30 protein-coding genes are annotated in these 24882 nt (G+C 61.8%); 10 read left to right on the top strand and 20 right to left on the bottom strand.

Annotated elements, in window-relative coordinates; genetic code table 11:
• The 6 genes from YH62_RS01380 to YH62_RS01355 form a co-directional block, all read right to left on the bottom strand.
• Positions 1–1206 carry a multidrug effflux MFS transporter gene (locus YH62_RS01380; RefSeq protein WP_046792987.1) on the bottom strand — a complete coding sequence of 402 codons (1206 nt, stop codon included), beginning with the start codon at positions 1204–1206 and terminating at the stop codon, positions 1–3.
• Between the two features lie 134 nt (positions 1207–1340).
• The gene (gene grxD / locus YH62_RS01375) at positions 1341–1676 is read right to left on the bottom strand and encodes a Grx4 family monothiol glutaredoxin (protein ID WP_046792354.1); all 336 of its coding nucleotides are present in this window, start codon (positions 1674–1676) and stop codon (positions 1341–1343) included.
• 111 nt (positions 1677–1787) lie between these two features.
• The gene (locus YH62_RS01370; protein ID WP_046792353.1) at positions 1788–2015 is read right to left on the bottom strand and encodes a hypothetical protein; all 228 of its coding nucleotides are present in this window, start codon (positions 2013–2015) and stop codon (positions 1788–1790) included.
• 15 nt (positions 2016–2030) lie between these two features.
• Positions 2031–2267, bottom strand: a complete 237-nt coding sequence (locus YH62_RS01365; protein ID WP_046792352.1) for a BolA family transcriptional regulator — start codon at positions 2265–2267, stop codon at positions 2031–2033.
• A 169-nt stretch (positions 2268–2436) separates the two neighbouring features.
• A complete protein-coding gene (purL, locus tag YH62_RS01360; RefSeq protein WP_046792351.1) occupies positions 2437–4644 on the bottom strand; it encodes a phosphoribosylformylglycinamidine synthase subunit PurL in 2208 nt (735 codons plus the stop codon).
• A 164-nt stretch (positions 4645–4808) separates the two neighbouring features.
• Entirely contained in the window at positions 4809–6227 is a 1419-nt protein-coding gene (locus YH62_RS01355; protein ID WP_046792350.1) for a PLP-dependent aminotransferase family protein, read from the bottom strand.
• A gap of 82 nt (positions 6228–6309) precedes the next feature.
• On the opposite strand from YH62_RS01355, the gene YH62_RS01350 reads away from it, so the two are divergent.
• Entirely contained in the window at positions 6310–6591 is a 282-nt protein-coding gene (locus YH62_RS01350; protein ID WP_046792349.1) for a DUF1127 domain-containing protein, read from the top strand.
• Between the two features lie 135 nt (positions 6592–6726).
• Here YH62_RS01350 and YH62_RS01345 read toward each other — a convergent pair whose 3' ends face one another.
• The 7 genes from YH62_RS01345 to YH62_RS01315 all read right to left on the bottom strand — a co-directional run bounded on the left by YH62_RS01345 (position 6727) and on the right by YH62_RS01315 (position 10765).
• A complete protein-coding gene (locus YH62_RS01345; protein WP_137326614.1) occupies positions 6727–7296 on the bottom strand; it encodes an acyloxyacyl hydrolase in 570 nt (189 codons plus the stop codon).
• 142 nt (positions 7297–7438) lie between these two features.
• Entirely contained in the window at positions 7439–7837 is a 399-nt protein-coding gene (locus tag YH62_RS01340) for a hypothetical protein (protein ID WP_046792348.1), read from the bottom strand.
• Between the two features lie 57 nt (positions 7838–7894).
• Complete coding sequence (purQ, locus tag YH62_RS01335) at positions 7895–8566, bottom strand: phosphoribosylformylglycinamidine synthase subunit PurQ (RefSeq protein ID WP_046792347.1); 672 nt, start codon at positions 8564–8566, stop codon at positions 7895–7897.
• Positions 8563–8820 carry a hypothetical protein gene (locus YH62_RS01330; protein WP_046792346.1) on the bottom strand — a complete coding sequence of 86 codons (258 nt, stop codon included), beginning with the start codon at positions 8818–8820 and terminating at the stop codon, positions 8563–8565. Before YH62_RS01330 ends, purQ begins: the two co-directional genes overlap by 4 nt.
• 17 nt (positions 8821–8837) lie before the next feature.
• Positions 8838–9080: a phosphoribosylformylglycinamidine synthase subunit PurS gene (purS, locus tag YH62_RS01325; protein WP_046792345.1), complete on the bottom strand. Its 243-nt coding sequence runs from the start codon at positions 9078–9080 to the stop codon at positions 8838–8840.
• 17 nt (positions 9081–9097) lie between these two features.
• A complete protein-coding gene (gene purC, locus YH62_RS01320; protein WP_046792344.1) occupies positions 9098–9862 on the bottom strand; it encodes a phosphoribosylaminoimidazolesuccinocarboxamide synthase in 765 nt (254 codons plus the stop codon).
• A gap of 273 nt (positions 9863–10135) precedes the next feature.
• Positions 10136–10765, bottom strand: a complete 630-nt coding sequence (locus tag YH62_RS01315; RefSeq protein ID WP_052760318.1) for a hypothetical protein — start codon at positions 10763–10765, stop codon at positions 10136–10138.
• Positions 10766–11006: 241 nt separating this feature from the next.
• Between YH62_RS01315 and YH62_RS01310 the strand changes: the two genes are divergently transcribed.
• Positions 11007–11321 (top strand): DUF1476 domain-containing protein, encoded by a 315-nt coding sequence (locus YH62_RS01310; RefSeq protein WP_046792343.1) that lies wholly within the window; start codon positions 11007–11009, stop codon positions 11319–11321.
• Positions 11322–11408: 87 nt separating this feature from the next.
• Here the strand turns inward: YH62_RS01310 and YH62_RS01305 are convergent, their stop codons facing one another.
• Complete coding sequence (locus YH62_RS01305; RefSeq protein WP_046792342.1) at positions 11409–11963, bottom strand: alpha/beta hydrolase; 555 nt, start codon at positions 11961–11963, stop codon at positions 11409–11411.
• Positions 11964–12124: 161 nt separating this feature from the next.
• Here YH62_RS01305 and YH62_RS01300 point away from each other — a divergent pair, with 161 nt between their 5' ends.
• The gene (locus YH62_RS01300) at positions 12125–12946 is read left to right on the top strand and encodes a DUF2189 domain-containing protein (RefSeq protein WP_046792341.1); all 822 of its coding nucleotides are present in this window, start codon (positions 12125–12127) and stop codon (positions 12944–12946) included.
• Positions 12947–13009: 63 nt separating this feature from the next.
• On the opposite strand, the gene purB is transcribed toward YH62_RS01300, so the two are convergent.
• From purB to YH62_RS01280, 4 genes are all read right to left on the bottom strand, one after another.
• The gene (gene purB, locus YH62_RS01295) at positions 13010–14311 is read right to left on the bottom strand and encodes an adenylosuccinate lyase (RefSeq protein ID WP_046792340.1); all 1302 of its coding nucleotides are present in this window, start codon (positions 14309–14311) and stop codon (positions 13010–13012) included.
• Between the two features lie 87 nt (positions 14312–14398).
• Positions 14399–15136: a DUF2259 domain-containing protein gene (locus YH62_RS01290; RefSeq protein ID WP_046792339.1), complete on the bottom strand. Its 738-nt coding sequence runs from the start codon at positions 15134–15136 to the stop codon at positions 14399–14401.
• On the bottom strand, positions 15133–15810 hold the full coding sequence (gene rpe, locus YH62_RS01285; RefSeq protein ID WP_046792338.1) for a ribulose-phosphate 3-epimerase: 678 nt from the start codon (positions 15808–15810) through the stop codon (positions 15133–15135). The genes YH62_RS01290 and rpe overlap by 4 nt, the downstream gene beginning before the upstream one ends.
• A gap of 68 nt (positions 15811–15878) precedes the next feature.
• Positions 15879–16961: an ABC transporter substrate-binding protein gene (locus YH62_RS01280; RefSeq protein ID WP_046792337.1), complete on the bottom strand. Its 1083-nt coding sequence runs from the start codon at positions 16959–16961 to the stop codon at positions 15879–15881.
• 91 nt (positions 16962–17052) lie between these two features.
• Here YH62_RS01280 and YH62_RS01275 point away from each other — a divergent pair, with 91 nt between their 5' ends.
• From YH62_RS01275 to YH62_RS01245, 7 genes are read left to right on the top strand one after another with little or no spacing between them, the layout of a single operon-like run.
• Positions 17053–17631 (top strand): flavin reductase, encoded by a 579-nt coding sequence (locus YH62_RS01275; RefSeq protein WP_348625745.1) that lies wholly within the window; start codon positions 17053–17055, stop codon positions 17629–17631.
• Positions 17632–17656: 25 nt separating this feature from the next.
• Positions 17657–18571: a MoxR family ATPase gene (locus tag YH62_RS01270; RefSeq protein WP_046792336.1), complete on the top strand. Its 915-nt coding sequence runs from the start codon at positions 17657–17659 to the stop codon at positions 18569–18571.
• 3 nt (positions 18572–18574) lie between these two features.
• Complete coding sequence (locus YH62_RS01265) at positions 18575–19834, top strand: VWA domain-containing protein (protein WP_046792335.1); 1260 nt, start codon at positions 18575–18577, stop codon at positions 19832–19834.
• Complete coding sequence (locus YH62_RS01260) at positions 19831–20157, top strand: XdhC family protein (RefSeq protein ID WP_046792334.1); 327 nt, start codon at positions 19831–19833, stop codon at positions 20155–20157. Before YH62_RS01265 ends, YH62_RS01260 begins: the two co-directional genes overlap by 4 nt.
• The gene (locus tag YH62_RS01255; protein ID WP_046792333.1) at positions 20157–20864 is read left to right on the top strand and encodes an XdhC family protein; all 708 of its coding nucleotides are present in this window, start codon (positions 20157–20159) and stop codon (positions 20862–20864) included. Before YH62_RS01260 ends, YH62_RS01255 begins: the two co-directional genes overlap by 1 nt.
• Positions 20865–20869: 5 nt before the next feature.
• Complete coding sequence (locus YH62_RS01250) at positions 20870–22504, top strand: molybdopterin-binding/glycosyltransferase family 2 protein (RefSeq protein ID WP_046792332.1); 1635 nt, start codon at positions 20870–20872, stop codon at positions 22502–22504.
• Positions 22505–22508: 4 nt separating this feature from the next.
• Positions 22509–22835, top strand: coding sequence for a TfoX/Sxy family protein (locus tag YH62_RS01245; RefSeq protein WP_046792331.1), 327 nt, complete (start codon positions 22509–22511; stop codon positions 22833–22835).
• 7 nt (positions 22836–22842) lie between these two features.
• On the opposite strand, the gene YH62_RS01240 is transcribed toward YH62_RS01245, so the two are convergent.
• Positions 22843–23268 (bottom strand): NUDIX domain-containing protein, encoded by a 426-nt coding sequence (locus tag YH62_RS01240; protein WP_046792330.1) that lies wholly within the window; start codon positions 23266–23268, stop codon positions 22843–22845.
• Positions 23269–23275: 7 nt separating this feature from the next.
• Positions 23276–24775 carry a DEAD/DEAH box helicase gene (locus YH62_RS01235; protein ID WP_046792329.1) on the bottom strand — a complete coding sequence of 500 codons (1500 nt, stop codon included), beginning with the start codon at positions 24773–24775 and terminating at the stop codon, positions 23276–23278.
• Between the last annotated feature and the right edge of the window lie 107 nt (positions 24776–24882).

Here is a 24882-nt window from a genome sequence, read left to right as displayed (position 1 = left end):
TCAGACCGGCGGGTTATGCGGCTGGAACAGCTTTCCCTTTTCGCCGATCAGCACAAAGATCAGACCGATCACCGAAACCGTGAAGAAGCCGGCGACCATCGGCAGCGCGGTGCCGTTGAATGCCTGCCCGATCATCGCGCCGATGATGCCGCCGCCAATCGTTCCCATGAAGCCGAGCACGGAGGAAGCCGTTCCGGCAACATGGCCCAGCGGCTCCATGGCGAGCGAATTGAAGTTCGACCCGATCCAGCCGAACTGGAACATGGCAAGCGCGAAGAAGGCCAGGAAAAGCGGGAAGGGCATGGGCTGCGGCCCGAAGATCTGCACCATCAGCCACAAGAAGGTGATCGCGATGAAGCCGAGCAGCGAGCCGTGCGAGAGGCGACGCATGCCGAAGCGCCCGACAAGCTGCGAGTTGATGAAGGACGAGAAGGCCATGAAGACCGCCACCGCCGCGAAGGCGACCGGAAACCAGACGCCGAGCTGATAGATGCCGACATAGACCTGCTGCGCGGAATTGATGAAGCCGAACAGCGCACCGAAGATGAAGGTGCTTGAAATGGTGTAACAGAGCGCTACCCGGTTGGTGAGCACGATGCGGAAGCCGTCGAGCACGGAGGAGATGGTGAACGGCCGCACATCCTCGGCATGCAGGGTTTCCGGCAGGCGCATGTGCATCCAGATGACCACAGCGAGCGCCGCGACGGCCATGAAGACGAAGATCAGGTGCCAATCGCCGAACAGCAGGATGAGCTGGCCGGTGCCCGGCGCGATGACCGGCACCACCATGAAGACCATCATGATCAGCGACATCACCTCGGCCATGGCGCGGCCACCATAAATGTCGCGGACGATGGACACGGTTATGACCCGCGTCGCCGCCGAGCCGACGCCCTGGATGAAGCGCAGTGCGAGCAGGCCGGCAAAGGAGGGGACCGCCACGACCGCGAGCGAGGAGAGGATGTAGATCACCAGTCCGATGATCATTGGGCTACGACGTCCGAAGCGGTCGGAGATCGGCCCATAGACGAGCTGGGCGACACCGAAGCCCAGAAGATAGGCGGAAACCACATATTGCCGGTGGTTCTCGTTTTCCACGCCGAGCGCGGCGCCGATTTCCTGAAGACCCGGCAGCATGATGTCGATCGCCAATGCGTTGAGCGCCATCAGCATGGCCATCATGGCGATGAACTCGACTTTGCCCATGCCGCTGAGGCGAACGGAAGCGGTTTGTGAAGGATTTGTCACAGCGATATTCCCAAAGACGTTGAAAGGCGCCGCTTGCACGGCGCCTCGAAAGAAAAGGTTATGAAAGGCCCCCGCGGAGCGGGGACGGGGGATCAGGCGGCGCCGCGGACGCTGATGCCCTGCTCTTGAAGATGGCTCTGCAGCTCACCGGACTGGAACATCTCGCGGACAATATCGCATCCGCCGATGAATTCGCCCTTCACATAGAGCTGCGGAATGGTCGGCCAGTTGGAATAGTCCTTGATACCCTGGCGGATTTCAGCGTCAGCGAGCACGTTCACGCCCTTGTAGTCGAGACCCAGATAATCGAGAATCTGGACGACCTGGCCAGAAAAACCGCACTGCGGAAACTGCGGTGTGCCTTTCATGAAGACAACCACGTCGTTCGTCTTTACTTCGTTGTCGATGAAATCGTGAATCGCGCTCATGTCAAATCCTTGTCTATCCGGGTTCAAGGTCCGGATCGCTGTTCGCCTTTTAGATAACACGCGCCGCGGGAATTTCCAGCGGGGAAGTCATCAAAATCCCTGATGGAATGATCAGCGGGCGCGCTGGCGGCTTCGGGAAGCCGCGCTGCGGCGCCGGCTCACCTGCTTGCAGACGACGGTTTTGGTCTTCTCGGTCTTCGCGCGGGAGGGACGGCCACCAGCGGCTTGCGCCTTGCGCTTCTTTCGCTTGGTCGTCGTGCGGCCGTGAGACTTCTTCAGAAGCTCCCGCATGACGTTTTCAACGACGCCGGTGACCAGTTCCTTGATGAGATCGGCCATGGGGTTCAGTGGGGCTCAGTCGGCGGGAGCGGAGGTCTGCAGCGCCAGCGCATGCAGCACGCCGCCCATGTTGCCCTTGAGCGCGTCGTAGACCATCTGGTGCTGCTGCACGCGGCTCTTGCCCCGGAACGCTTCGGCGACAACTTCGGCGGCATAGTGATCGCCGTCGCCGGCGAGGTCCCGTATGGTGACACGGGCGCCCGGTATGCCGGCCTTGATCATGTCTTCGATGTCGCCTGGGCTCATGGGCATGTTTTTGTCGTCCTTTCCTCCTCCGCAGACTCAAAAGCGGAGTTCAATCGAGTCGAGAGTGCCTCAAAGAAGGCCGGCGGTCAAAGCGGGATCGCCGCTCTATCGACAGGGAATATTATCCGCCTTCCGGAGGTGAGGCGCAAGAAAAGCCTGCGCCTCCCGCTGCGGATCAGGCCATGAAGCCGGGGAACCAGCTTTCATGTGCATTGGCGAGATCGACGACGGCAAGGCTGACGAGATCGTCCACCGCGAACGTTTCTCCACCCACGGTGCCCAAGCGGCGGAAGGGAACTGCTGCCGCTTCCGCATTCGCTTCCACGAAATTGGCGAGATCGGCCGGAACGGCGATCACATAGCGGGCTTGGTCTTCGCCGAAGAGCAGGGCATGCGGGGCGCCCTTCTGGTCCTTGAGGCTGACGGTCATGCCCTTGCCGGATGCCATTGCCATCTCCGCAAGCGTGATGGCAAGGCCGCCCGAGGAAATGTCGTGGCAGGCGGTGACCTGGCCGTTGCGGATCAGCGAGCGCACGAAGTCGCCGTGGTGGCGCTCGGCTGCGAGATCGACTTCCGGCGGCGGGCCGTCCGTCTGGCCGAGGATGTCGCGGAGGTAGACGGTTGAGCCCAGATGGCTGCCGTCGACGCCGATGAGGATCAGCTTGTCACCCTCGTTTGCCGACCCGATCTTCGCCATTTTCGACCAGTCGGGCAAAAGCCCGACGCCGGCGATCGTCGGCGTGGGCAGGATCGCCACGCCATTGGTCTCGTTGTAGAGCGAGACGTTGCCGGAGACGATCGGGAAATCGAGCGCCTTGCAGGCTTCGCCGATGCCCTTGATGGCGCCGACGAGCTGACCCATGATTTCCGGCTTTTCCGGATTGCCGAAGTTCAGGTTATCGGTGGCCGCGAGCGGCTCGGCGCCGGTTGCGGTGATGTTGCGCCAGCATTCGGCGACCGCCTGCTTGCCGCCTTCGAAAGGATCGGCTTCCACATAGCGGGGCGTCACGTCGGAGGAGAAGGCGAGAGCCTTGGAGGGATGATTGTCGACGCGCACGACGCCGGCGTCGCCACCGGGGAGCTGCAGCGAATTGCCCTGGATCAGCGTGTCGTATTGCTCATACACCCAGCGTCGGCTCGCCTGGTTCGGAGAGCCGACGAGCTTCAGAAGAGCCTCGTTGTAGTCCGCAGGCGCTGCGACCTGGGAGGCGGGCAGGGATGCCGGGCCGTTCGACTGAACCCACGGCCGGTCGTATTCGGGCGCCTCGTCGCCAAGCTCCTTGATCGGAAGGTTCGCCACTTCCTCGCCCTGATGCAGGATGCGGAAGCGCAGGTCGTCCGTCGTCTTGCCGACGATCGCGAAGTCGAGCCCCCACTTGTGGAAGATCGCCTCGGCCTCCTTTTCCTTCTCCGGTTTCAGAACCATGAGCATCCGCTCCTGGCTCTCGGAGAGCATCATTTCATAGGCGCTCATGCGCTCCTCGCGCACCGGCACCTTATCGAGATCGAGCTCGATGCCGAGATCGCCCTTGGCGCCCATTTCCACTGCCGAACAGGTGAGGCCGGCAGCACCCATGTCCTGGATCGCGATGACCGCGCCCGTCTGCATGAGTTCCAGGCAGGCTTCCAGCAGGCACTTTTCGGTGAAGGGGTCGCCGACCTGAACGGTCGGACGCTTTTCCTCGATCGACTCGTCGAATTCGGCGGACGCCATCGTGGCTCCGCCGACGCCGTCGCGGCCGGTCTTGGCGCCGAGATAGACCACCGGCAGGCCCACGCCCTCGGCCTTGGAGTAGAAGATCGCATCGCTCCGGGCGAGGCCGGCCGCAAACGCGTTGACGAGGATGTTGCCGTTGTAGCGCTCGTCGAACTCCACTTCGCCGCCGACGGTCGGTACGCCGAAGGAGTTTCCGTAACCGCCGACGCCTGCGACGACGCCGGAGACGAGATGCTTGGTCTTCGGATGGTCAGGCGCGCCGAAGCGCAGCGCGTTCATCGCGGCGATCGGCCGGGCACCCATGGTAAAGACGTCGCGCAGGATGCCGCCGACGCCGGTCGCGGCTCCCTGATAGGGCTCGATATAGGAGGGATGGTTGTGGCTCTCCATCTTGAAGACCACGCAGTCGCCATCGTCGATATCCACGACGCCGGCATTTTCGCCGGGCCCCTGGATGACGCGGGGCCCCATGGTCGGTAGCGTCCGCAGCCATTTCTTGGAGGATTTGTACGAGCAGTGCTCGTTCCACATCGCTGAAAAGATGCCGAGTTCGGTAAAGGTCGGTTCACGGCCGATCAGGTCCAGGATGCGCTGATACTCGTCCGGCTTCAGGCCATGCGAAGCGACGAGTTCGGGAGTTATCTGGATCGAATTGGGGATCGTCATCAGTGTTCCTAGGATGGCTGGCCGTTCCGAAGCGTTGCGCCTCTTTAGCGCATGTGTTTGCTGCACGCGACAGGAAAATAGCGGAAAACCTCCGCTTTCCGCAGAGCTTTGATTGCGGGGATGAAGGCGATCGGGCCGAGCCTGAACCGACCTGCCGACTAGCCTCAAGCCAGGCTGTCGTAGCCCGCCGATCCGTTTTCCAGCAGGCGTCGAACGACCTTCAGCCCGGCTGCCACATCTTGGCGTGTATGAGGTGAGGAGAACCCGATGCGGACGCGATGCGTGATCTTCCCCGATCGTCCGGCCCTGAATTCGTCTTCATCGTCGATGAGCACCCCGTCGGCCAGGACCGCGTTCTTGAATGTCGCGGAAAGCCAGGGTTCCGGCAGCTTAAGCCAAAGGAAGGGAATGTCCGGATTGGAATTGAAATCGTGGCCGGCGAGGATTTCCCTTGCAAGTTCCTCTCGGGCATTGATCTCAATACGGCATCGATCCCATATGCGTTCCGCCTCTCCGGAAAGGACGAGGCGAGAGCAGAGTTCCGCAAGCATGAAAGGCAGTCCGCCTGTTAACATCTTGTGGGCGATGCGGACGCGCTGAGCAAAATGCGGCGGACAGGCGACCCAGCCGCCGCGAGTGCCGGCCGCAACGGATTTCGACAATCCGTCAATGACGAAAGTCCTGTCCGGCGCCAGCTCAGCGATGAGAGGAATGTCCTTCTTGTCCATCGCGCCGTAGAGATTGTCCTCGATCAGCCAGACATTGTGCCTGTGCGCGATATCGGCGATCGCCCTGCGGCGATCGAGGGGCAGGGTCGCGAGTGTCGGGTTCTGGGCTGAGGACATGAAGAAGGCAATCTTGGGGTGCAGCTGGACACAGACTCGCTCAAAATCCTCGGGCAGAACGCCGAAATCGTCCGCGTCCACGAGCGAACTCCGTCGCCCGATCAGCCCGGCCGCACGGCTGATCTGCGAATAGGTCATATGCTCGAAAACGATCCTGTCGCCCGGACTGGTGAGCGACGAGATAATGGCCATGATGCCGGCGTGGGCACCAAGGGTGGGCACGACCGAGTCGATTGCGGGTGTCCAGTTGCCATAGGAAAGCCAGCGCGCCCCCGCTTCGGACCAATGGTCGGGAAAGCTCCGCGTGTAGCTTGCTATCTCCCGGGGGTGGTCTCGCATGATGTCGTTGATGATGCCGGCGATTATCTGATTTTGCCCGACATCCGGTGCTGCGGTGCTGTCGAACCGGATCTTGCCCGGTGGAGGGTGGAAGGGGCGGGTGCCCGCGAAACTGGCTGTTGCCGGATCATTGGCATCCTGCGATGCAATTTCCGGTCGCGGGCGAACATAGGTGCCGCGTCCGACTTCTCCGCTGACGAGACCCCGCTCATGCAAGAGGGAGTAGGCGCGACTGATCGTGCCGATCGTCACACCTATATCGTAGGCCAGATTTCTTTGCGGTGGCAGTTTCGCGCCGGCCGGCAGGTTGCCGGCCATGATCGCGTCCTCGATCTGATCCGCCACGCGAATATAGAGCGGGCTTTTGCCCTCTTTGATGTTTGGAAGCCAACTTGTCATGGTGACAATTCTCTACATTGTACCCTTAATTGAGTCAATGTAAAAGAATTGCACCACTAATGACTTGTATGGCAGGTGCGGTATGCGCAGGTTAAACGAATATCTTGCGACAATCGATACAATTTACCCAGACAACTTTGCTCGAGAGTCGCAATTGCGGGCAAGCGGTGATCTTTTGGCTCCGTCGCCTTTGCCGGCACCACGCCAGGGCCTGCTTGGCATTATCGACATCTATCGGAACTGGAGCATCCGCCGCAAAGGCCGAGTGGCTTTGCTGGATATGGATGAGGGCCAATTGCGGGATATCGGATTAACCCGCGTCGAGGCGCATCGTGAAGCGGCCAAATCGCGCTTCCTGTTCTGAAACATCTTCTTCCAGCACTATTGGAAGCAGGGCCCGATGCCGCATCCCAACCTGCGCATCGGGTCTTTTCTTATCGTCCGCCCGTGCAGTACGAGGCGGCGGCGGATAGCCGTTGCTTCCGCTGGGTCATGGGCTTTAGAACTTGTAGCCCAGCATGACGCCGGCGCGGCTCAGGCCGTCGTTCGGGCCGTTGCAGAGCTCCGCATGGGAGGAGTGCTCGATCTGGGCGGTAAGCCGCCAGTTGTCGGTGAGCCTGAAGCCGGCGGCCGCATATTCGTGGAAAAGCAGGCGGCAGCCGAGCGCCGGGCCTGATCCGCCGTCATAGTCGAGGTCGCCGTCGTGAACCGCCCCGCCGACACCCACTTCGAGAAACAGCCGATCGGTGAGATCGGCGGTCCAGGAAAAGCCGGCATAGACCTGGCTGGTTTCGCCCGCCGTGCTCAGGCTTCCGCCCAGATGGATTCGCGGACGCAGGAGCTTGTCGATGCCTTGCGCAGCATCATGGCCCCAGGGATCGAAGAAGATCATGCCCGTCGCGAATACCCCATCTTCGTGATGTCCGTTGTCGACGGAGGCGAGCACGCCGAAGCGGGCTTCGTCGAATATCGGTTCCTGGGCATTTGCGGGAGTGATCGTAGTGGAGCAGAGCGTTGCGGCCAGACCGGCCGAAAGGAGAACATGAAGGCATTCGGATTTCATCAGCATGCGTCCACCTCACCGAATCGCTTTGCGATCCTCAGTGATTGGTAAAGCGGGTAGCGTCCCGCGTCTATCCATCGTTTAAGCTGTGGCCGGACGGATGTTCAACGGATGCGGGATTTAGGTGGAATGGGCCGAGGTGGGTTTCTCAGCAGCCTTTGCCGCCACCCGCCCAGCGCAATACGTCGCGCTTGATCCGTTCGCCGGTTTCGCCGGCCATTATCGGACCGAAGGCATCGAGCTTCGCGGGATTGCCCTCCGCCTGGACGACGAGAACCGGCCGCGATTCCGGGCTATTGCGCGGTACGGCGAGAATGCGCGGACGGCCCGAGAAGGAATTGAGCTCCGGCGCCAGCCGATAGGGCTTGAAGGCGGTATCTCCCGATTTGAACCAGCAGGCATTCGCCGCAAGCGCGACGCGCTCCATCATGGGCAAGGCGGCATTGTTCGGGGAGGGGGCCGGTTTCCTGTCCGCCTGACAAGCTGTCAGCATAGTGCCGGCGGCGGCGAGGAAAACGAGCGTGAGGCTGCGGGTGTAGAACGGCATCGGGATATCCTGAAAGCGGCGCGCGCGCCGTTCTACAACGGTATGGTGAGGGGAAGGTTAAGCTGCGATCACATCGAGGGCTGAGGCGAAGATGCCGCGCCCGTCATTGCCGCCATGGGCCGCTTCGATCAGGTTTTCCGGATGCGGCATCATGCCGAGCACGTTGCCGCGAGCATTGATGACGCCCGCGATATCGCTAAGCGAGCCGTTCGGATTGGTGCCGTCGGTATAACGGAAAACGATCTGCCCTGCGTCTTCCATGGAGGCGAGGGTGTCCGCATCGACGAAATAATTGCCGTCGTGATGCGCGACCGGGCAGCGGATGACCTGGCCCTTTTCATAGGCGCGGGTGAAATCCGTCTCGGCGTTGACCACTTCCAGCTTCACTTCCTTGCAGACGAACCTGAGGGACGTATTGCGCATCAGTGCGCCCGGCAACATTCCCGCTTCGACCAGGATCTGGAAGCCGTTGCAGACGCCGAGCACCTTTACGCCCTGGTCGGCCTTTTCCTTGATGGCCTGCATGACCGGCATGCGGGCGGCGATTGCGCCGCAGCGCAGATAATCGCCATAGGAGAAGCCGCCGGGAATGACGATCAGGTCTACATCCGGGATTTCGGTTTCTGTCTGCCAGACCGTGATCGGCGCCTGACCGGAAATCTTGGTAAGCGCGGCGATCATGTCGCGGTCGCGATTGAGGCCGGGAAGCTGGACGACTGCGGATTTCATGGGTGCGGTTCAAACCTTGCCTGTGCCTCGGCGAGTTCGCGCAATTCGAGGCGGTTTTCGATACGATCGAGACGGACGAGAACTTGCGCCATCGTCGTGTGCAAGTTGTTCATGTCGCCCTGCATGACATGCATGTGATTGCGAAGGCTGATAACGTCCTGCCGAAGGCCCCTCTGGTCCTCCCGCAGATTACCCAGTTCGGAATGCATGCGCTTCATCAGCTCATACACCAAGTCGTTCGTGATCTCAGCCATCACATGCTCCACAACCTTCAGTCGAGAGTTATAGTATAATTCTCGATGACCGTGTTTGCCAGAAGCTTCTCGCACATTTCCTTGAGGTCGGCCTCGGCCTTCGCCTTGTCGGCGCCATTCACTTCGATATCGAAGACCTTGCCCTGCCGCACATGGCCGAGGCCGGAAAAGCCGAGGCTGCCGAGAGCGCCTTCGATGGCCTTGCCCTGCGGGTCGAGAACGCCATTCTTGAGCGTGACGGTCACGCGTGCCTTGATCACTGATCTACCCCCGATGATTACTTGACGAGAACCGGGCCGGTGCCGCGGATCGGTTCGTTTTCATTAATGATGCCGAGCCGGCGGGCGACTTCGGAATAGGCTTCGACAAGACCGCCCAAATCCCGGCGGAAACGGTCCTTGTCCATCTTTTCCTTGGTCTCGATATCCCACAGACGGCAGCTGTCCGGCGAAATCTCGTCGGCCAGGATGATGCGCATCATGTCGCCTTCGTAGAGGCGGCCGCATTCGATCTTGAAATCGACGAGCTGGATGCCGACGCCCAGGAAGAGGCCGGAAAGGAAGTCGTTGACGCGGATCGCGAGCGCCATGATGTCGTCGAGCTCGGCCGGATTGGCCCAGCCGAAGGCGGTGATGTGCTCTTCCGAAACCATGGGATCGGCGAGCGAATCCGACTTGTAGTAGAATTCGATGATCGAGCGCGGCAGAACCATGCCTTCCTCGATGCCGAGGCGGGTCGACAGCGAGCCCGCGGCGACGTTGCGCACCACGATCTCGAGCGGGATCATCTCCACTTCCTTGATCAGCTGCTCGCGCATGTTCAGCCGGCGGATGAAGTGCGTCGGAATGCCGATCTTGTTCAGATGCGTGAAGAGGTATTCCGAGATGCGGTTGTTCAGAACGCCCTTGCCGTCGATGACATCATGCTTCTTCTTGTTGAATGCGGTGGCGTCATCCTTGAAGAACTGAATCAGCGTGCCCGGTTCCGGGCCTTCATAAAGGATCTTGGCCTTGCCTTCGTAGATACGGCGGCGACGGTTCATGATTTTTTGTCTCGTTGTTGGCATCCGTAATGCGGACGCAGTGGAAGATCGTTGAAGCGGTCCCTTATCGGAAAAGAACGCATTTCACAATGCAGACCTCTTAACCTTGTCAGCAGCCGCATTGGGCCGGTGCCTTCACCACGAACATTTGTTCTGAGATTACACGGATTCTCGAAACCTTGTTCCGGTGACGGTGCCGTCGTGGAAGAAAAACGGCGGCTATGAACAAGAAAAAGGTGCTTGTCCGTCTTCCCGATCCAGTTGCCGGCCCGGCTAGCGCCTCAACGCGGCGTGGCCGACGAGGAACATATAGGTTGAAAACAGGAGGATTCCATACAGCTTAAAGCCCTCCTCGAGGAGCATCAGTCCCGGAAAGTATGAGGGATAGAGATCGAAGAGCAGGGACAGGCCAAAGGACATGACGGCCGCACCAAACACCAGCCACGGCGTTTCGGTTCGCATAAGCCAGGCGTAATAGCAGCACACCGCCAAGAACAGCGCATGCGGAAGCAGGATAAGCGGCTCGGCCAAACCCGTGACGGAAATCGACTCGTGAAGCATGAAAAGATCGTCGAGCCCCATCAACGTCGCGAAAATCCCGCCGGAAAAGAGCAATCCGCTGAACTCTCCCCGTCGCTTCAAGCCCAGCGAGGCATAGGCCTGAAGCGCTACCGCGGCGCTCGCGATCCATAGAACGACGCCGAGATTGGAGATTATGCCGAAATAGCGTGGATGATTTGCGATCGCATTCGGGTCCCGCATCAGATCATGGTGGTCGATTCCCCACCACGTGTCGGCGGCCACGACCAAAGCCGTTATGACAAGGACGATCATCGTGACGAACGACACGACTTTGATATCTATGCGGGAACCGCCAAGTGTGATCGATCTCGAATTATGCATCCAGCCCTCCTGATCCCGGCTATTCCGCGCTTCGAACTCCTCGGCCGAGCGGGGACAACAATCCCTGGCGAGTTTTGCGACAGTTTTATGACAATCCGGCATCATCAATGCGGAAGACATGCGCCGAGGGGCTGCATGATTGCTTGATCGCGGGACATCGCCGTTCCGGTCGACAAAGCGCATTGCGCTTCGGTGCCGGTTTGATTATGGGTCAAAGCGACCAATCGTTTGGGAGATCCGCATGGCCACGACGTTCAACGATCGCGAAAAAGGCTTCGAAAACAAGTTCGCGCATGACCAGGAACTGAAGTTCAAGGCGCTAGCCCGTCGCAACAAGCTGGTTGGCCTCTGGGCCGCGGACCTTCTTGGGAAGAGCGATACGGAAGCCTATGCCAGGGAAGTCGTCGCCGCCGATTTCGAGGAAGCCGGCGAGGAAGACGTTTTCCGCAAGCTGCGCAAGGATTTCGACGCCGCGAGCGTTTCGATTTCGGACGAGGACATCCGTACGAAAATGTACCAGTTCCTCGCCGAGGCCGTGGCCCAGCTCGAGCAGTAAACCTGACATCACTCAAGCAAAAAGCCGCGCTCATCGGGCGCGGCTTTTTGCTGTTCTCTACTGCGTTGCGGCGTCAGGCAGTTTCCGTCAGGGCTTCAGCTGGCTGAGGAACTGCGCGAAAACCATCGTACCTTCCGGCCAGGGGCCGTGGCCGCTTTCCGCGTTGATATGGCCCGTTTCGCCCGCATCGATGATGAGCGAACCCCAGGCGTTGGCGATTTCGTCCGCATGTTCATAGGAGCCGAATGGATCGTTGCGGCTTGCGATCATCAATGACGGAAAGGGCAGGGGATCGCGCGGATAGGGACCAAAGGTCATCAGATGCTTCGGCCGGATCTCGGGATTGTCGAGTTCCGGCGGGGCGACGAAAAAGGCGCCGGCCACCTTCTTGCGAAATAGCGGGATCGCGTGGACCGCGGAGGGTATGCCCAGCGAGTGGGCGACCAGCACCACCGGCTTGACCGCGGCATTCACCTCTTCGGCAACGCGCGCCACCCAGTCTTCCCGCACCGGCTTCGACCATTCGGCCTGCTCCACGCGGCGCGCCGTCGAAAGCTTCGTCTCCCAGCGCGTCTGCCAGTGTCCCGGCCCGGAATTGGTGTAACCCGGAATGATCAGGATTTCTGCTTCGGATACTTTCATGATGGCGCCGATGTGAGATCGACACCTATTGAAGTCAAGCAAAAAGGCTCCAGATTTCTCAAAATCCGCTAGGATCATCGCATGCCGGTAGCATTGAGCATCTCGGCAATCTGCCTTGCCGAGCCTTCTCCACCGCCGGCTGCTAAGGAGGAGACTATGTCATGACGGCATTTCATGTCATGGCCGGCGCGGACAACAGTTTCGTGCGCCCGGCTGTTCGCAGGATAGGCATAGGCGATATCGTGGACGCCCTGCGGCTTGGATGGGACGATTTCCGCGAAAAGCCGTCGCATTATGTTTTCCTGTGTCTGATGTATCCGATTGCCGGCGTGGTGCTCACGTTGTGGAGTTCCGGAGCCAATCTCTTGCCCCTGATCTATCCGCTAATGTCGGGCTTCGCCTTGCTGGGGCCGATCGCGGCCATCGGCCTCTATGAGATCAGCCGCCGCCGGGAACGGGGCATGGATACCTCCTGGCGCCACGCGCTGGATGTGCAGAGATCACCGGCGCTGCCGTCGATCGTCGCGGTAGCGCTCTTGCTGCTTGCGCTGTTCGTTGTCTGGCTTCTCACGGCCCAGGCGATCTATACAGCCTATTTCGGCGAAGCGGTGCCCACCTCTGTCTCATCCTTCCTGTCGCAGGTGCTGACGACGCCGGAGGGAAGGGGAGTGATCCTCTGGGGCAATCTTGCCGGCTTCCTCTTTGCGGTGGTGGTGCTCGCAACGACCGTCGTCGCATTCCCGCTCCTGCTCGATCGGGATGTGGGTGCCGCAGCCGCCGTGGATGCGAGCGTGCGGGCCACGTTCGCCAATCCGGTGCCGGTGGCGCTTTGGGGGCTGATCGTCGCCGTGCTGCTGGCAATCGGCACGATCCCGATCTTTGCAGGGCTTGCCGTCATCATGCCGGTTCTCGGCCACGCGACCTGGCACCTGTATCGCAAGATCATCGTGCCCGCCGAGGGCGAAATGCGCCAGCCGGGCTGACGGCCGGAAACGAAAATGCCGCCGGCATGAGCCGGCGGCAGGCAATTTCAGCGGTTATGGGGCTCAGCCGAAGACGCGCTTGAAGATCGTATCGACATGCTTGGTATGGTAGCCGAGGTCGAACTTCTCGCGGATTTCCTCTTCGGAAAGCGCCGCACGCACTTCGGCATCGGCGAGCAGCTCCTCGAGGAAGTCCTTGCCCTGTTCCCAGACCTTCATGGCATTGCGCTGGACGAGGCGATAGGCGTCCTCGCGCGAAACGCCCGCCTGGGTAAGGGCGAGAAGTACACGTTGTGAATGAACAAGCCCGCGGAACTTGTTCATATTGTTCATCATATTCTCCGGATAGACCAGCAGTTTGTCGATCACGCTGGTCAGGCGCGCAAGCGCGAAGTCCAGCGTCACCGTGGCGTCCGGGCCGATCATGCGCTCGACGGAGGAGTGGGAGATGTCCCGCTCGTGCCAGAGCGCCACGTTCTCCATCGCCGGCATGGCATAGGAACGCACCATGCGGGCGAGCCCGGTGAGGTTTTCGGTGAGAACCGGGTTGCGCTTGTGCGGCATGGCCGACGAGCCCTTCTGGCCCGGCGAGAAATATTCCTCGGCCTCCAACACCTCGGTGCGCTGCAGATGGCGGATTTCAGTCGCCAGCCGCTCTATCGAAGACGCGATGACGCCGAGGGTCGCGAAATACATGGCATGGCGATCGCGCGGGATGACCTGCGTCGAGACGGGCTCTGACTTCAGCCCCATCGCAGCCGCGACGTGCTCCTCGACGCGGGGATCGATATTGGCGAAGGTGCCGACCGCACCGGAAATCGCGCAGGTTGCGATTTCTTCGCGGGCCGCCAGAAGCCGGGTCTTGTTGCGGTCGAACTCCGCATAGGCCTGAGCGAGCTTGACGCCGAACGTCGTCGGCTCGGCGTGGATGCCGTGGCTGCGGCCGATGGTGACGGTGTCCTTGTGCTCGATGGCGCGGCGCTTCAAAGCCTCCAGCAACTTGTCCATGTCGGCCAGCAGAAGGTCCGTGGCGCGCACGAGCTGCACGTTGAAACAGGTGTCCAGCACGTCGGAAGAGGTCATGCCCTGATGCACGAAACGGCTATCGGGGCCGACGAACTCGGCGAGATGGGTGAGGAAAGCGATGACATCGTGCTTGGTGACCGCTTCGATCTCGTCGATGCGGGCGACGTCGAATTCGGCCTTGCCGCCCTTTTCCCAGATGGTCTCGGCAGCCGATTTCGGGATCACGCCGATCGCTGCCAGGGCATCGCAGGCATGAGCCTCGATTTCGAACCAGATACGGAACTTTGTTTCGGGGGACCAGATAGCGACCATCTCGGGCCGCGAATAACGGGGGATCATGGGCTTTGTCTTCCTACGCTTCGTCGGGGCCGCTGTAGCAAGAAACCGGTCAAAGCTCAATGTTCAGCACGGCGGATATGGCGGAAACTATGGCGCGGCCTTGATCGGGACGGCGATCCAGCGGCCGTCGGAGCCTTCAAAACCGAGGCTGAGAACCATGACGAGCGCGACTTTGAAGGGCGAACGGTCCATCGCCGTGCCGCCCATGACGCCAGCCAGGCGATAACCCGTCGCACAGCCGCGGGAGGCCGGAACCCTCTGGTCCTCGTGGATCAACTGGTCGGCGGGCTTGCCGTCTTCCTCGGTGATCCGCAACCGGAAGGCCGCCATTTTCTCGACCATGCCGGAGCAGCGATCGTCCGGTTCTTGCGGAATTTCCTCAAGGGTCAGCGTATCCGGCTCGCCGACGGGCGGAACGACGGCATAGTCGCGGTAACGAAGCCGGTGGGGATCGGCGTCGACCTCTGTAACTGGATTGAAGGCGAGGATTTCGCCGGGATTATCGGCCAACTCGTGGCTGGCGATGAGCCCCTCTGCCTTATCGCGGGCCTGGCGGCGCGCTTCGGCGAGGGTGGCCTTCTCGTCGTCGAGGCGAACCCGGTAGGGCGTGCCCTGCAGATAGCCGTCCTTTTCCAGATCCAGAACGTAGATGTTCGAATAGGGAAAGCCCGATCCATCCTGGATGCCGAACTCTTCGAAGGCGAAGACGCGCCCATCCGGAGAAAAGCCGATAGGGCGGAAGCTGGCGATATCTGCAGCCGTTGCGGAGCCGGCAAGGAATGCCGCCGCAATGGCCAGAACCGATAATCGCAATGCTGCTCTCATTTGCGCCCTTGCTCCGCTGCACCCTTCAGGCCGGCGATATTGGCCCTATAAGATTCGATGCCGTCGCCCTTGTAGACGGCCGAGCCGGCGACGAAGACATTGGCACCGGCAGCGGTCGCGGCGCCAATCGTCTCGGCGGTGATGCCGCCATCGACTTCCAGCTCGATCGGGCGGGCACCGATGAGAGCCTTGGCGGCGCGGATCTTCTCCACCATAGCCGGGATGAATTTCTGGCCGCCGAAACCCGGATTGACGCTCATGATGAGGATGAGGTCCACGTCATCCAGCACGTTTTCCAGCACGGAAAGCGGTGTGGCGGGGTTGAGCGTCACGCCGACCTTCTTTCCGAGCGTGCGGATGGTCTGCAGCGAGCGATGCAGGTGCGGGCCGGCTTCCGCATGCACGGTTATGCCGTCGCAGCCCGCCTTCGCGAAGGCCTCGAGATAGGGATCTGCCGGAGAGATCATCAGGTGGCAGTCGAAAAAGGCTTTCGTGTAGGGCCGCAGCGACTTGATGACATCCGGACCGAAGGAGATGTTGGGCACGAAATGCCCGTCCATGACGTCGAGGTGAACCCAATCGGCGCCCGCTTCCACGACATCGCGCACTTCCTGGCCGAGCCTGGAAAAATCGGCGGCGAGAATTGAAGGGGCAATGCGGATGGGAAGCGTCATTGGCAGGTCTCCGGCTGTCTCGCGCTTGCTCTATCACCGCTTCGGCGGAGGAACAATCGTCGGATACGTCACTCGGTCGCGGGACGGGCAGGCACAAATGCGGTCCCCCGCCATTCCTGAAGCTGAAGCGGGTTGGCGGCGAGCTCGTGCCCGTCATCGAAGTCGATCGCGCCGATCACGGTCGGGAAAGTCGCATCGGCGAGGATTTCCGTCAGCGGATTGTTCTCCTCGGCGGCGCGGGCAAGCGCCTGGCGGGCGAGTTCCACCGCGGCATAGGAAGGCAGCATATAGCCCTCGGGAGTTATGTTCCGGGCCGCAAGGGCTGCAACCGCCTGTGCCGCTTCGGGCATGGCGGCGTAATCGGGAAGCGCGGCCGCGAGGACGCCTTCACGCAGCGGAACGGGACGATCGGCCGCCCTCAGCGTATCGCCGCCGAGGATGGTCAGCGGGATATTCTCCGCCGCCGCGTCGCGCGCGATGATCGCTATGTCGTTTCGATCGCCGCCGATCATGACATGCGTCGCGCCCGCCCTTGCAAGCCGGCGCACCAGGGCGATCTGCTGTTCCTGGCCCGGGCGAAACGTATCGGTAAAGACCGGGGCGATCCCACCGGCTTCCAGCTTTTGACGTACGGCGCTCGCGAGCTCCCGGCCGTAGATCGTGCCGTCCTCGATCACGGCGACCGGGTGGGCTTTCCAATCCGAAAGGATGATTTCGGAAAGCTTTTCCGCCTCGTCGCCTTCGACCGGCGCCATGCGGAAGAAAGGCCAGCCGCCACGCATCGCGTCTTCCATCAGGATTTTCGAGCGAACGGAGATGCTGACGGCGGGAATGCCCGCGTTCTTCAGCACCGGCAGCGCCTCGGTCAGCGTCTCGACGCAGAGGAAGCCGATGGCAATTTCGACCTTGGCGGCCATCAGTTGATCGGCGAGCGCGCCGCCCGTTCCCGCCTCGCAGGTTTCGTCGATCTCGACGAGCCGGTCGCCGCCGGTCGCCGCTGCCGCACGCGCGCCTTCCAGGACCTGAGTGCCGAGAAGGGCGTAAGGCCCGCTTTTCGGCGCCACCACGCCGATGACAGCAGCGGATGCCGCATTGTGGGCAAATGCCGATGCCAGGACGAGGGCGGTGGCGATGCGTCTCAACGTCATGATTTCCTAAGCCCTTGCTTAACCGCGTTTTAGCGTGCTGATCGCCTGCGTCAAAGAGAATCGGCTATAGGGAGTAGCGCCGGAAATCAAAAGCATGGATGCCGCCGTGGAAATGGTCTATCGGCGTCATGATATCCGGCGTAACATTGAGGGACTTCCCGGTCCCACGGAGAATTTTTTGACGGACCAGCAGCTCCTCACGCCCGCTCTTTATCGCAATGCCATGGCGCGATATGCCGGCCATGTGCAGGTGGTGGCCACGGAACATGAAGGCGTCAGGCGCGGCGTTACCGTGACCGCAGCCTGCTCGGTTTCCGACAACCCGCCGACAGTGCTCGTGTGCCTCAACGGCAGCAACGAGAACAATGCGATTTTCGAGAAGAGCGGCGTCTTCGCCCTGAATTCCTTGGCGGCCCATCATCAGGCGTTGGCGACCGCCTTCGCGGGCCTGAGCGGGGTGGCCGTGGATGAGCGATTCGCGATGGGCGAATGGCGAAAGCTCGTAACCGGCGCGCCGGTTCTTTCCGATGCGGTCGTCTCCTTCGATTGCCGGCTTATCGACATCAAGCCGGTCTCGACCCATTTCGTCATGTTCGGAGAAGTGGTCGGGCTGCATTTCGGTCCGCACAGCCCGTCGCTCATCTATCTGGACCGGGATTTCCGCACTCTGTAGACTTGCTCCCAAAAGGGGAGAACACATGCCGCAGCTACCCGCCTCGATCGAGGAAACCGTCGCGCTCCTAAGCCGCGAGGACTATCTTGCAGGCAGGGCGCTCGCGACGGTGGTTTTTCTCGCGCTCAGGATGAAGCGGCCGCTTTTCCTCGAAGGCGAGGCGGGGGTTGGCAAGACGGAGATCGCAAAGACGTTGGCAAAGGCATTGCAGCGGCCGCTGATCCGCCTGCAGTGCTACGAGGGGCTGGATATTTCCTCGGCCGTCTATGAGTGGAACTACCCGGCGCAGATGCTGGATATCCGCCTTTCCGAAGCCGTCGGCATCAAGGACCGCAAGAAGCTCGAGACCGACCTCTTTTCCGAGCGCCATCTCATCCGCCGGCCGGTGCTGCAAGCACTCGGGCAAGCCGGCGAGCCGGCTCCGGTCTTCCTGATCGACGAGCTCGACCGCACCGACGAGGCCTTCGAAGCCTTTCTGCTGGAAGTGCTTTCCGATTTTCAGGTGACGATCCCCGAATTCGGGACGATCAAGGCTTCCGAACCGCCGATCGTCGTCATCACCACCAACCGGACGCGCGAAATACATGACGCGCTGAAACGGCGCTGCCTCTATCATTGGGTGGATTATCCGGATGCGGAGCAGGAGCTTGAGATCGTCCGGCGCAAGGCGCCGCAATGCGGCGAGATCCTGTCGCGGCAGATCGTTGCCTATGTGCAGAAGCTGAGAACGCTCGACCTCTTCAAGAATCCGGGCGTTGCCGAGACGATAGACTGGGCGACGGCGCTCACCGAGCTCGACCGCATCGCGCTCGATCCGGAAACCATCGCGGATACGCTGGGCACCCTCCTGAAATATCAGGACGATATTGCGCGCATCCAGGGCGGCGAGGGCGCTCGCGTGCTTTCCGAGGTGAAGGCCGATCTTTCAGCAGCAGGTTGAGCCATGGGCGAAAACGGGTCCGAAGACGGAATCATCATTCCGCCAGTCCCTGCCGGTGAGGGACGGCTCTCGGACAATCTCGTCTATTTTTCTCGCGTGTTGCGCCGGGCTGGGCTTAAGACGGGTCCCGCAGCCGCCGCCGACGCGATCGAGGCGGTCGATGCGATCGGCATCGGTTCCCGCGAGGAGTTTCACGCCGCTCTTTCTGCCGTTTTCGTGAAGCGGCACGAGGATCAGGCGGTCTTCGACGAAGCCTTCCGGCTCTTCTGGCGTTCGCGCGACCTCGTCGGCAAGATGATCGCCATGATGTCTCCGAAAGCGACCGGCAGCGAGCAGGAGAAGCAGCGCGCCGGCAGCGCCCGCGTCGCCAATGCGCTGGTGGCGGAGCGGCCCGAGACGACAGACCGCAAGATGCCGCCCGAAATCGAGGTCGACGCACGCTTCACGACATCCGGTTCGGAAGTGCTGAAACAGCGGGATTTCGCTCAGATGACGGCTGACGAACTTGCCTCCGCGCGCCGGGAGCTTGCGCGGCTTGCGCTGCCGCTCGATGAGGTCGCGACCCGCCGCTTCCGGTCATCGACGCGTTCGCGAAAGATCGATGCGCGAGCTACCATGCGACAGGCGATGCGAAGCGGCGGAGACCTCATCCTTCCGCGTTTCCGGGAGCGGAAGCCGGCGCCGCCGCCGCTGGTGGTACTGGCCGATATTTCCGGCTCCATGAGCCAGTACACCCGCATCTTCCTGCATTTCCTGCATGCCGTGACCGAGAAACGCGCCCGCGTGCACACCTTCCTGTTCGGCACGCGGCTGACCAATGTCACCCGCCAGATGCGCCGGCGTGATCCTGACGAGGCGCTGGCAGCCTGCGCGGCGGCGGTGCGTGATTGGTCCGGCGGAACGCGGATTGGGGCGACGCTGGCTGAATTCAATCGCCTTTGGTCGCGCCGGGTGTTGGGGCAGGGCGCGGTCGTGCTGCTCATCACGGACGGGCTGGAGCGCGAAGGCGTGGAGCAGTTGGAAGCCGAGATCGACCGGCTGCACCGCTCGTGCCGTCGTCTGATCTGGCTCAACCCGCTGCTGCGTTTCGACGGTTTTGAGGCGCGAGCCCGCGGCGTGCGGGCCATACTGCCGCATGTGGACGAGTTTCGCGCCGTCCACAATCTTCAATCGCTGGCGGACCTTGCGGCGGCGCTTTCGGATCAACATGTAAAGGCTGCCGATCCAAGGCGTTTTCTCGACAAGGCAAGGAGGACCGCATGACCGACCTCGATACGCTTGATCCTCTGGTCACCGCCGAAACCTGGAAGAATGCCGGACGCGACGTTGCCGTTGCCACCGTCATCGAAACCTGGGGTTCCGCCCCCAGGCAGGCCGGCAGCCACCTTGTCATCGATGGCGAGGGCAATTTCGAGGGCTCCGTCTCCGGTGGCTGTGTCGAAGGCGCCGTGATTGCCGAGGCGCTTGATGTCATCGCATCCGGAACGCCGAAAATGCTGGAGTTCGGCGTGGCCGACGAGACCGCCTGGCGCGTCGGCCTCTCCTGCGGCGGCAGGATCAAGGTCTATCTCGAAAGGCTCGGCTGATGGATGTGCAGGCGTTGAAGGCGCTGAACGCCGCTCGGCAGGCGCGCCGAGCGGCTATTCTTGCGACCGATCTGGAGGATGGCGGCGGACGCGTGATCCTGGAGGGAGACAGGGTCGATGGGCTGCTGGGCGAGGCTGTCGCAGCGGCCCTTCGAACGGGCAAATCCTCGACCGTGGAGGCCGACGGCCGGCCCTATTTTCTGAACGTGCATCTGCCGCCGCCCCGCATCGTGGTAATCGGCGCCGTGCATATCAGCCAGGCTCTGGCGCGCATGGCTCCGGTTGCCGGCTATGATCTGACCATTATCGATCCGCGCACGGCCTTCGCCACGGAAGAGCGCTTCGAAGGGGTCGACCTCATCGCCGATTGGCCAGAGGACGTGCTGAGGCAGCGGCCACTCGACGCCTATACCGCGCTCGCCGCCGTTACCCATGACCCGAAGATCGACGATTTCGCGATCTCCGAGGCGCTTAGGGTCGGCTGCTTTTACGTCGGCGCGCTCGGCAGCCGCAAGACCCATGCAAAGCGGGTCGAGCGGCTGAGGGAGATGGGCCGCTCGGATGAGGAGATTGGCCGGATCGCCGCGCCAATCGGCCTCGACATCGGCGCGTCCAGCCCGGCTGAAATCGCACTCGCCACGCTTGCGCAGATCGTCCAGGCCTTCCGCCGCCGCGATCTCGTCAGCGGCCTCGTCAGCGGGGAGTGACCGGAATGCCGTTCGGAACCTTCGAGCTTCGAAATGCGGAAGGGGCTGTGCTGGCTCACAGCATCCGCTTGCCGAGCGGGCGGCTCTCCAAGGGGCATGTGCTGACGGCGGGCGACATAGAGACATTGGCCGGGGAGGGCATCACCAGCGTTGTCGCGCTGAGGATAGGGCCGGATGATCTGCTGGAAGACGAAGCTGCCCGGACGATCATGGAAGCGATCGCTCCCGACAACCTGAGCTTCTCCGAAGCCTCGATGGGCCGGGTGAATGTCTATGCAAGGATCGACGGCATCTTCGTGGCGGACAAGGCTGTCGTGGACGAGTTGAACCGGATCGATCCGGCGATCACGCTGGCTTGCCTTGCCGATCACGTGCCGGTGCGAACCGGCGATATGGTCGCGACCGTGAAGATCATTCCCCTGGCCGCGCCGCGGGAGAAGGTGCGAGCCGTTGCCGATCTCCTGTCGAGGTCGACAGCCTTCGAGGTGAAGCCCTATCGTCCCCGTACGGTGACATTGGTGGCGACGGAACTGCCTTCGCTGAAGGCGTCCGTGATGGATCGCACCGCGCGGCTGCTGGAGCAACGGCTTTCGATTTCTGGTAGCCGGCTCATCAATGAGAGAAGGGTGCCGCATGCAACGGAACCGCTTGCCGAAACGCTTCGGCAGGTCGTCCGCGATCGGAATGACGAGCAGGCGATGATCATCGTCTTCGGAGCCTCGGCCGTGGCCGATTTCGACGATGTCATTCCCGCCGCGGTCAGAGGCGCGGGCGGCGTGGTCGAACATGTCGGAATGCCTGTCGATCCCGGCAACCTGCTGGTGCTCGGCCGGATAGGCGAAATACCGGTGGTCGGCGCGCCGGGCTGCGCACGCTCGCCGAAGGAGAACGGCTTCGATTGGGTGCTGAACCGGCTGCTGGTCGGCGAGGAACCCACTGCATTCGATATTCAGGGCATGGGGGTCGGAGGGCTGCTGATGGAAATCCCTTCAAGACCGCAGCCGCGCGATGCGAAGGCGCGCAAGCCGCACGACCTTTCCGTCGGCGGGCTTCTGCTGGCCGCCGGCCAGGCCCGGCGGATGGGCAAGGAGGGACCGCACAAGCTGCTTGCCGAGTTCGAGGGCGTACCGCTCGTGCGCCGCACGGCCGCCATGCTGGCCGAAAGCCAGCTTGATCCGGTCGTGGCCGTTATCGGCCATCGCCGCGAGGAAATCGAGGAAAGCCTTGCGGGCCTTGATCTGGCCGTGGTCTTCAACCCGGACTATGCCTCCGGCATGGCAAGTTCTCTGAGTGCCGGTTTCTCCGCCCAGGCCCTGAAGCCCTGCGACGGCGTGCTGGTCATGCTGGCGGATATGCCGGGTATTACGGCTGGCCATGTGGACATGCTTGTTTCGGCCTTCAAGGAAGCCGGCGGCGGCGTGATCGTGCGCTCCGTATCGGACGGCAAGCGCGGCAACCCGATCATCCTGCCGCGCGAGACCTATGATGCCGTGATGAAGCTTCAGGGCGATGTCGGCGCGCGGGCACTGATCGAAAGCTCTGGATTGCCGATCCTTGATGTTGACATAGGGCCGGCGGCGCATCTCGATGTGGATACGCCGGAAGCCGTGACCGCCGCCGGCGGTGTTCTCAAGGGATAAGCGCGTGGACAATGCTACGATTGAGGAGATGTTCGAAGGGCTGGGCCCGGTTTCGATCCGCCGAATGTTCGGCGGCAAGGGCATCTATCACCAGGGTCTGATCGTCGGGATCGAATTGCGGGATGAAATGCTGCTCAAGGCGGACGAGGTGAGCGCCCCGGAATTCGAAGAGGCCGGTGCCCGCCAATGGGTCTACGAGAACAAGAAGAAGACGCCGGTGGCGATGCCCTACTGGTCGATACCGGAGGATGCGTTCGACGATCCGGACATCATGGCGAAATGGGTGCGACTGGCCTACGAGGCCGCTATGCGAGCGCAACCGAAGAGTTAGAGTATCTTCAGGCCATTTGGCTCTGAAGATGCTCGAAAGCTTTGGAGGAGAAGACCGAGAGCGGTTGCGGCGGGTTTCTCGGATCGAACCAGCCCATTTCGGAAAGCTTGTCGGGTTCCGTGAGGCTGGGTTCCCCCCGAAAATCGCGGGTCACGTAGATCATCGAAATCCAGTGCTGGCGATCTGGGCCGATGATCTCCTCGGTAGCGCAAAGAAAATCCAGCTTGCCGATTGCAAGGCCGGTTTCTTCCTCGGCTTCCCGACGGGCGGCCTCGGCCGAAGGCTCCATGTGATCCACCTTGCCGCCGACGATATTCCAGTGGCCGGCCTCGGGTGCCTTCACCCGGCGATAGAGCAGTACCTTGCCGTCATCACGCAGAATGACGAGCCCGGCGCCGACTCCTGGGAAATCGATACCCGGCCTGATCGTCATGGCAGGGTTACGCCTTGGCGTTGGCGGCAATCAGCATGAAGGCGGGGATGTCGTCGCCGAAGCCGACCGGAGTCGGGCCATCGTCGTGATCGCGATGATGGCGGGAGCGACGCTCGCGATGATCGTCGTTGGCCGGGTTCTGCCGCGTGTTGCGGTTACCGGTCTGCGGCCTCCTGTTGTCGGCCTTGCGCTCCGGTTTCACGTTTTCCACTCTCGCTTCCACCAATACCTCTTCGGCGTCAATCTGGTTATCCTGGCTCTTCACGTCAGCCTTCTGACCCGAATCACCCCGCTTGCCGCGGCCGCGTTCCTTATCACGGTCGCGGCCCTTGCGGCCACGACCCTCGTCGCGGCTCTCCACAGCCGGCGGCAATGCCGAAAGGTCGCCGTTCAGCCACTCGATCTCTTCGCCAATCAGCTTCCGGATCGCATCGACATACTTGGAATCGGTACGGGTAACGATCGTGAAGGAGCGGCCCGAGCGGCCCGCGCGGCCGGTACGGCCGATACGGTGGACGTAATCTTCCGCATGGATCGGAACATCGAAGTTGAAGACGTGGCTGACGTCGGGAATGTCGAGGCCGCGCGCGGCGACGTCGGAGGCGACGAGCAGCTGGATATTGCCGTCCTTGAAGTTGGCCAGCATGGTCGTGCGCGAGCGCTGGTCCATGTCCCCATGCAGCGCGCCGACTGAGAAGCCATGCCGCTCGAGCGAGCGGAAGAGGTCTGCGACGTCCTTCTTGCGATTGCAGAAGATGATCGCGTTCTTGAGGTCGTCCTGCGCGCGGATGAGATCGCGCAGCACGGCGCGCTTCTCGTAATCCTTGGTATGCGAGGCGACAAGCCGCTGCGTAACCGTCTTGGCGGTCGAAGAGGGTTTCGCCACTTCGATCCGTTCCGGATTCTGCAGAAAACGGTCGGCCAGCTTCTGGATTTCCGGCGGCATGGTGGCCGAGAAGAACAGCGTCTGCCGGGTGAAGGGGATCATCTTGGCGATCCGCTCGATGTCCGGGATGAAGCCCATGTCGAGCATACGGTCGGCTTCGTCGATGACGAGGATTTCGACGCCGGTCATCAGGAGCTTGCCGCGCTCGCAATGGTCGAGGAGGCGGCCGGGCGTGCAGATCAGGACGTCGGCGCCCCGTTCCAGCTTGCGGTCCTGTTCGTCGAAGGATACGCCGCCGATCAGGAGAGCGACGTTTAGCTTGTGGTTCCTGCCGTACTTTTCGAAGTTCTCCGCCACCTGGGCGGCGAGTTCACGCGTCGGCTCGAGGATCAGCGTGCGCGGCATGCGCGCCCTGGCGCGGCCCTTTTCGAGCAGCGTCAACATGGGCAGCACGAAGGAGGCTGTCTTGCCCGTGCCGGTCTGTGCGATGCCGCAGATATCGCGGCGCTGCAGGGCATGAGGAATCGCGCCGGCCTGGATCGGTGTTGGCACCGTGTAGCCCGCGTCGGTGACAGCAGATAGGACTTTCTGGCTCAGGCCAAGATCAGCAAATGTGGTCAAAGGGAATTCTGTTTCCGTTTCGGTTCGTGAAGAACACTTATGGTCGATGCACGGGGCGTGCGCGACAACTGGCGGCGACATAGGCCCAAAATGCCTGAAAGTCAAGG

Origin of the sequence: Rhizobium sp. LC145 (assembly GCF_001005825.1) — a bacterium.
Lineage (GTDB): Bacteria > Pseudomonadota > Alphaproteobacteria > Rhizobiales > Rhizobiaceae > Neorhizobium.
Note: the sequence above shows the minus strand (reverse complement) of the source record. Positions and strands in the feature narration are given on the sequence as shown.

Bases quoted from the DNA above. Each gene is read 5' to 3' on its own strand.
- YH62_RS01380 (WP_046792987.1), bottom strand. From the start codon at position 1,206: ATGGGCAAAGTCGAGTTCATCGCCATGATGGCCATGCTGATGGCGCTC.
- grxD (WP_046792354.1), bottom strand. From the start codon at position 1,676: ATGAGCGCGATTCACGATTTCATCGACAACGAAGTAAAGACGAACGAC.
- YH62_RS01370 (WP_046792353.1), bottom strand. From the start codon at position 2,015: ATGGCCGATCTCATCAAGGAACTGGTCACCGGCGTCGTTGAAAACGTC.
- YH62_RS01365 (WP_046792352.1), bottom strand. From the start codon at position 2,267: ATGCCCATGAGCCCAGGCGACATCGAAGACATGATCAAGGCCGGCATA.
- purL (WP_046792351.1), bottom strand. From the start codon at position 4,644: ATGACGATCCCCAATTCGATCCAGATAACTCCCGAACTCGTCGCTTCG.
- YH62_RS01355 (WP_046792350.1), bottom strand. From the start codon at position 6,227: ATGACAAGTTGGCTTCCAAACATCAAAGAGGGCAAAAGCCCGCTCTAT.
- YH62_RS01350 (WP_046792349.1), top strand. From the start codon at position 6,310: ATGCGCAGGTTAAACGAATATCTTGCGACAATCGATACAATTTACCCA.
- YH62_RS01345 (WP_137326614.1), bottom strand. From the start codon at position 7,296: ATGCTGATGAAATCCGAATGCCTTCATGTTCTCCTTTCGGCCGGTCTG.
- YH62_RS01340 (WP_046792348.1), bottom strand. From the start codon at position 7,837: ATGCCGTTCTACACCCGCAGCCTCACGCTCGTTTTCCTCGCCGCCGCC.
- purQ (WP_046792347.1), bottom strand. From the start codon at position 8,566: ATGAAATCCGCAGTCGTCCAGCTTCCCGGCCTCAATCGCGACCGCGAC.
- YH62_RS01330 (WP_046792346.1), bottom strand. From the start codon at position 8,820: ATGGCTGAGATCACGAACGACTTGGTGTATGAGCTGATGAAGCGCATG.
- purC (WP_046792344.1), bottom strand. From the start codon at position 9,862: ATGAACCGTCGCCGCCGTATCTACGAAGGCAAGGCCAAGATCCTTTAT.
- YH62_RS01315 (WP_052760318.1), bottom strand. From the start codon at position 10,765: ATGCATAATTCGAGATCGATCACACTTGGCGGTTCCCGCATAGATATC.
- YH62_RS01310 (WP_046792343.1), top strand. From the start codon at position 11,007: ATGGCCACGACGTTCAACGATCGCGAAAAAGGCTTCGAAAACAAGTTC.
- YH62_RS01305 (WP_046792342.1), bottom strand. From the start codon at position 11,963: ATGAAAGTATCCGAAGCAGAAATCCTGATCATTCCGGGTTACACCAAT.
- YH62_RS01300 (WP_046792341.1), top strand. From the start codon at position 12,125: ATGACGGCATTTCATGTCATGGCCGGCGCGGACAACAGTTTCGTGCGC.
- purB (WP_046792340.1), bottom strand. From the start codon at position 14,311: ATGATCCCCCGTTATTCGCGGCCCGAGATGGTCGCTATCTGGTCCCCC.
- YH62_RS01290 (WP_046792339.1), bottom strand. From the start codon at position 15,136: ATGAGAGCAGCATTGCGATTATCGGTTCTGGCCATTGCGGCGGCATTC.
- rpe (WP_046792338.1), bottom strand. From the start codon at position 15,810: ATGACGCTTCCCATCCGCATTGCCCCTTCAATTCTCGCCGCCGATTTT.
- YH62_RS01275 (WP_348625745.1), top strand. From the start codon at position 17,053: ATGGATGCCGCCGTGGAAATGGTCTATCGGCGTCATGATATCCGGCGT.
- YH62_RS01270 (WP_046792336.1), top strand. From the start codon at position 17,657: ATGCCGCAGCTACCCGCCTCGATCGAGGAAACCGTCGCGCTCCTAAGC.
- YH62_RS01265 (WP_046792335.1), top strand. From the start codon at position 18,575: ATGGGCGAAAACGGGTCCGAAGACGGAATCATCATTCCGCCAGTCCCT.
- YH62_RS01260 (WP_046792334.1), top strand. From the start codon at position 19,831: ATGACCGACCTCGATACGCTTGATCCTCTGGTCACCGCCGAAACCTGG.
- YH62_RS01255 (WP_046792333.1), top strand. From the start codon at position 20,157: ATGGATGTGCAGGCGTTGAAGGCGCTGAACGCCGCTCGGCAGGCGCGC.
- YH62_RS01250 (WP_046792332.1), top strand. From the start codon at position 20,870: ATGCCGTTCGGAACCTTCGAGCTTCGAAATGCGGAAGGGGCTGTGCTG.
- YH62_RS01240 (WP_046792330.1), bottom strand. From the start codon at position 23,268: ATGACGATCAGGCCGGGTATCGATTTCCCAGGAGTCGGCGCCGGGCTC.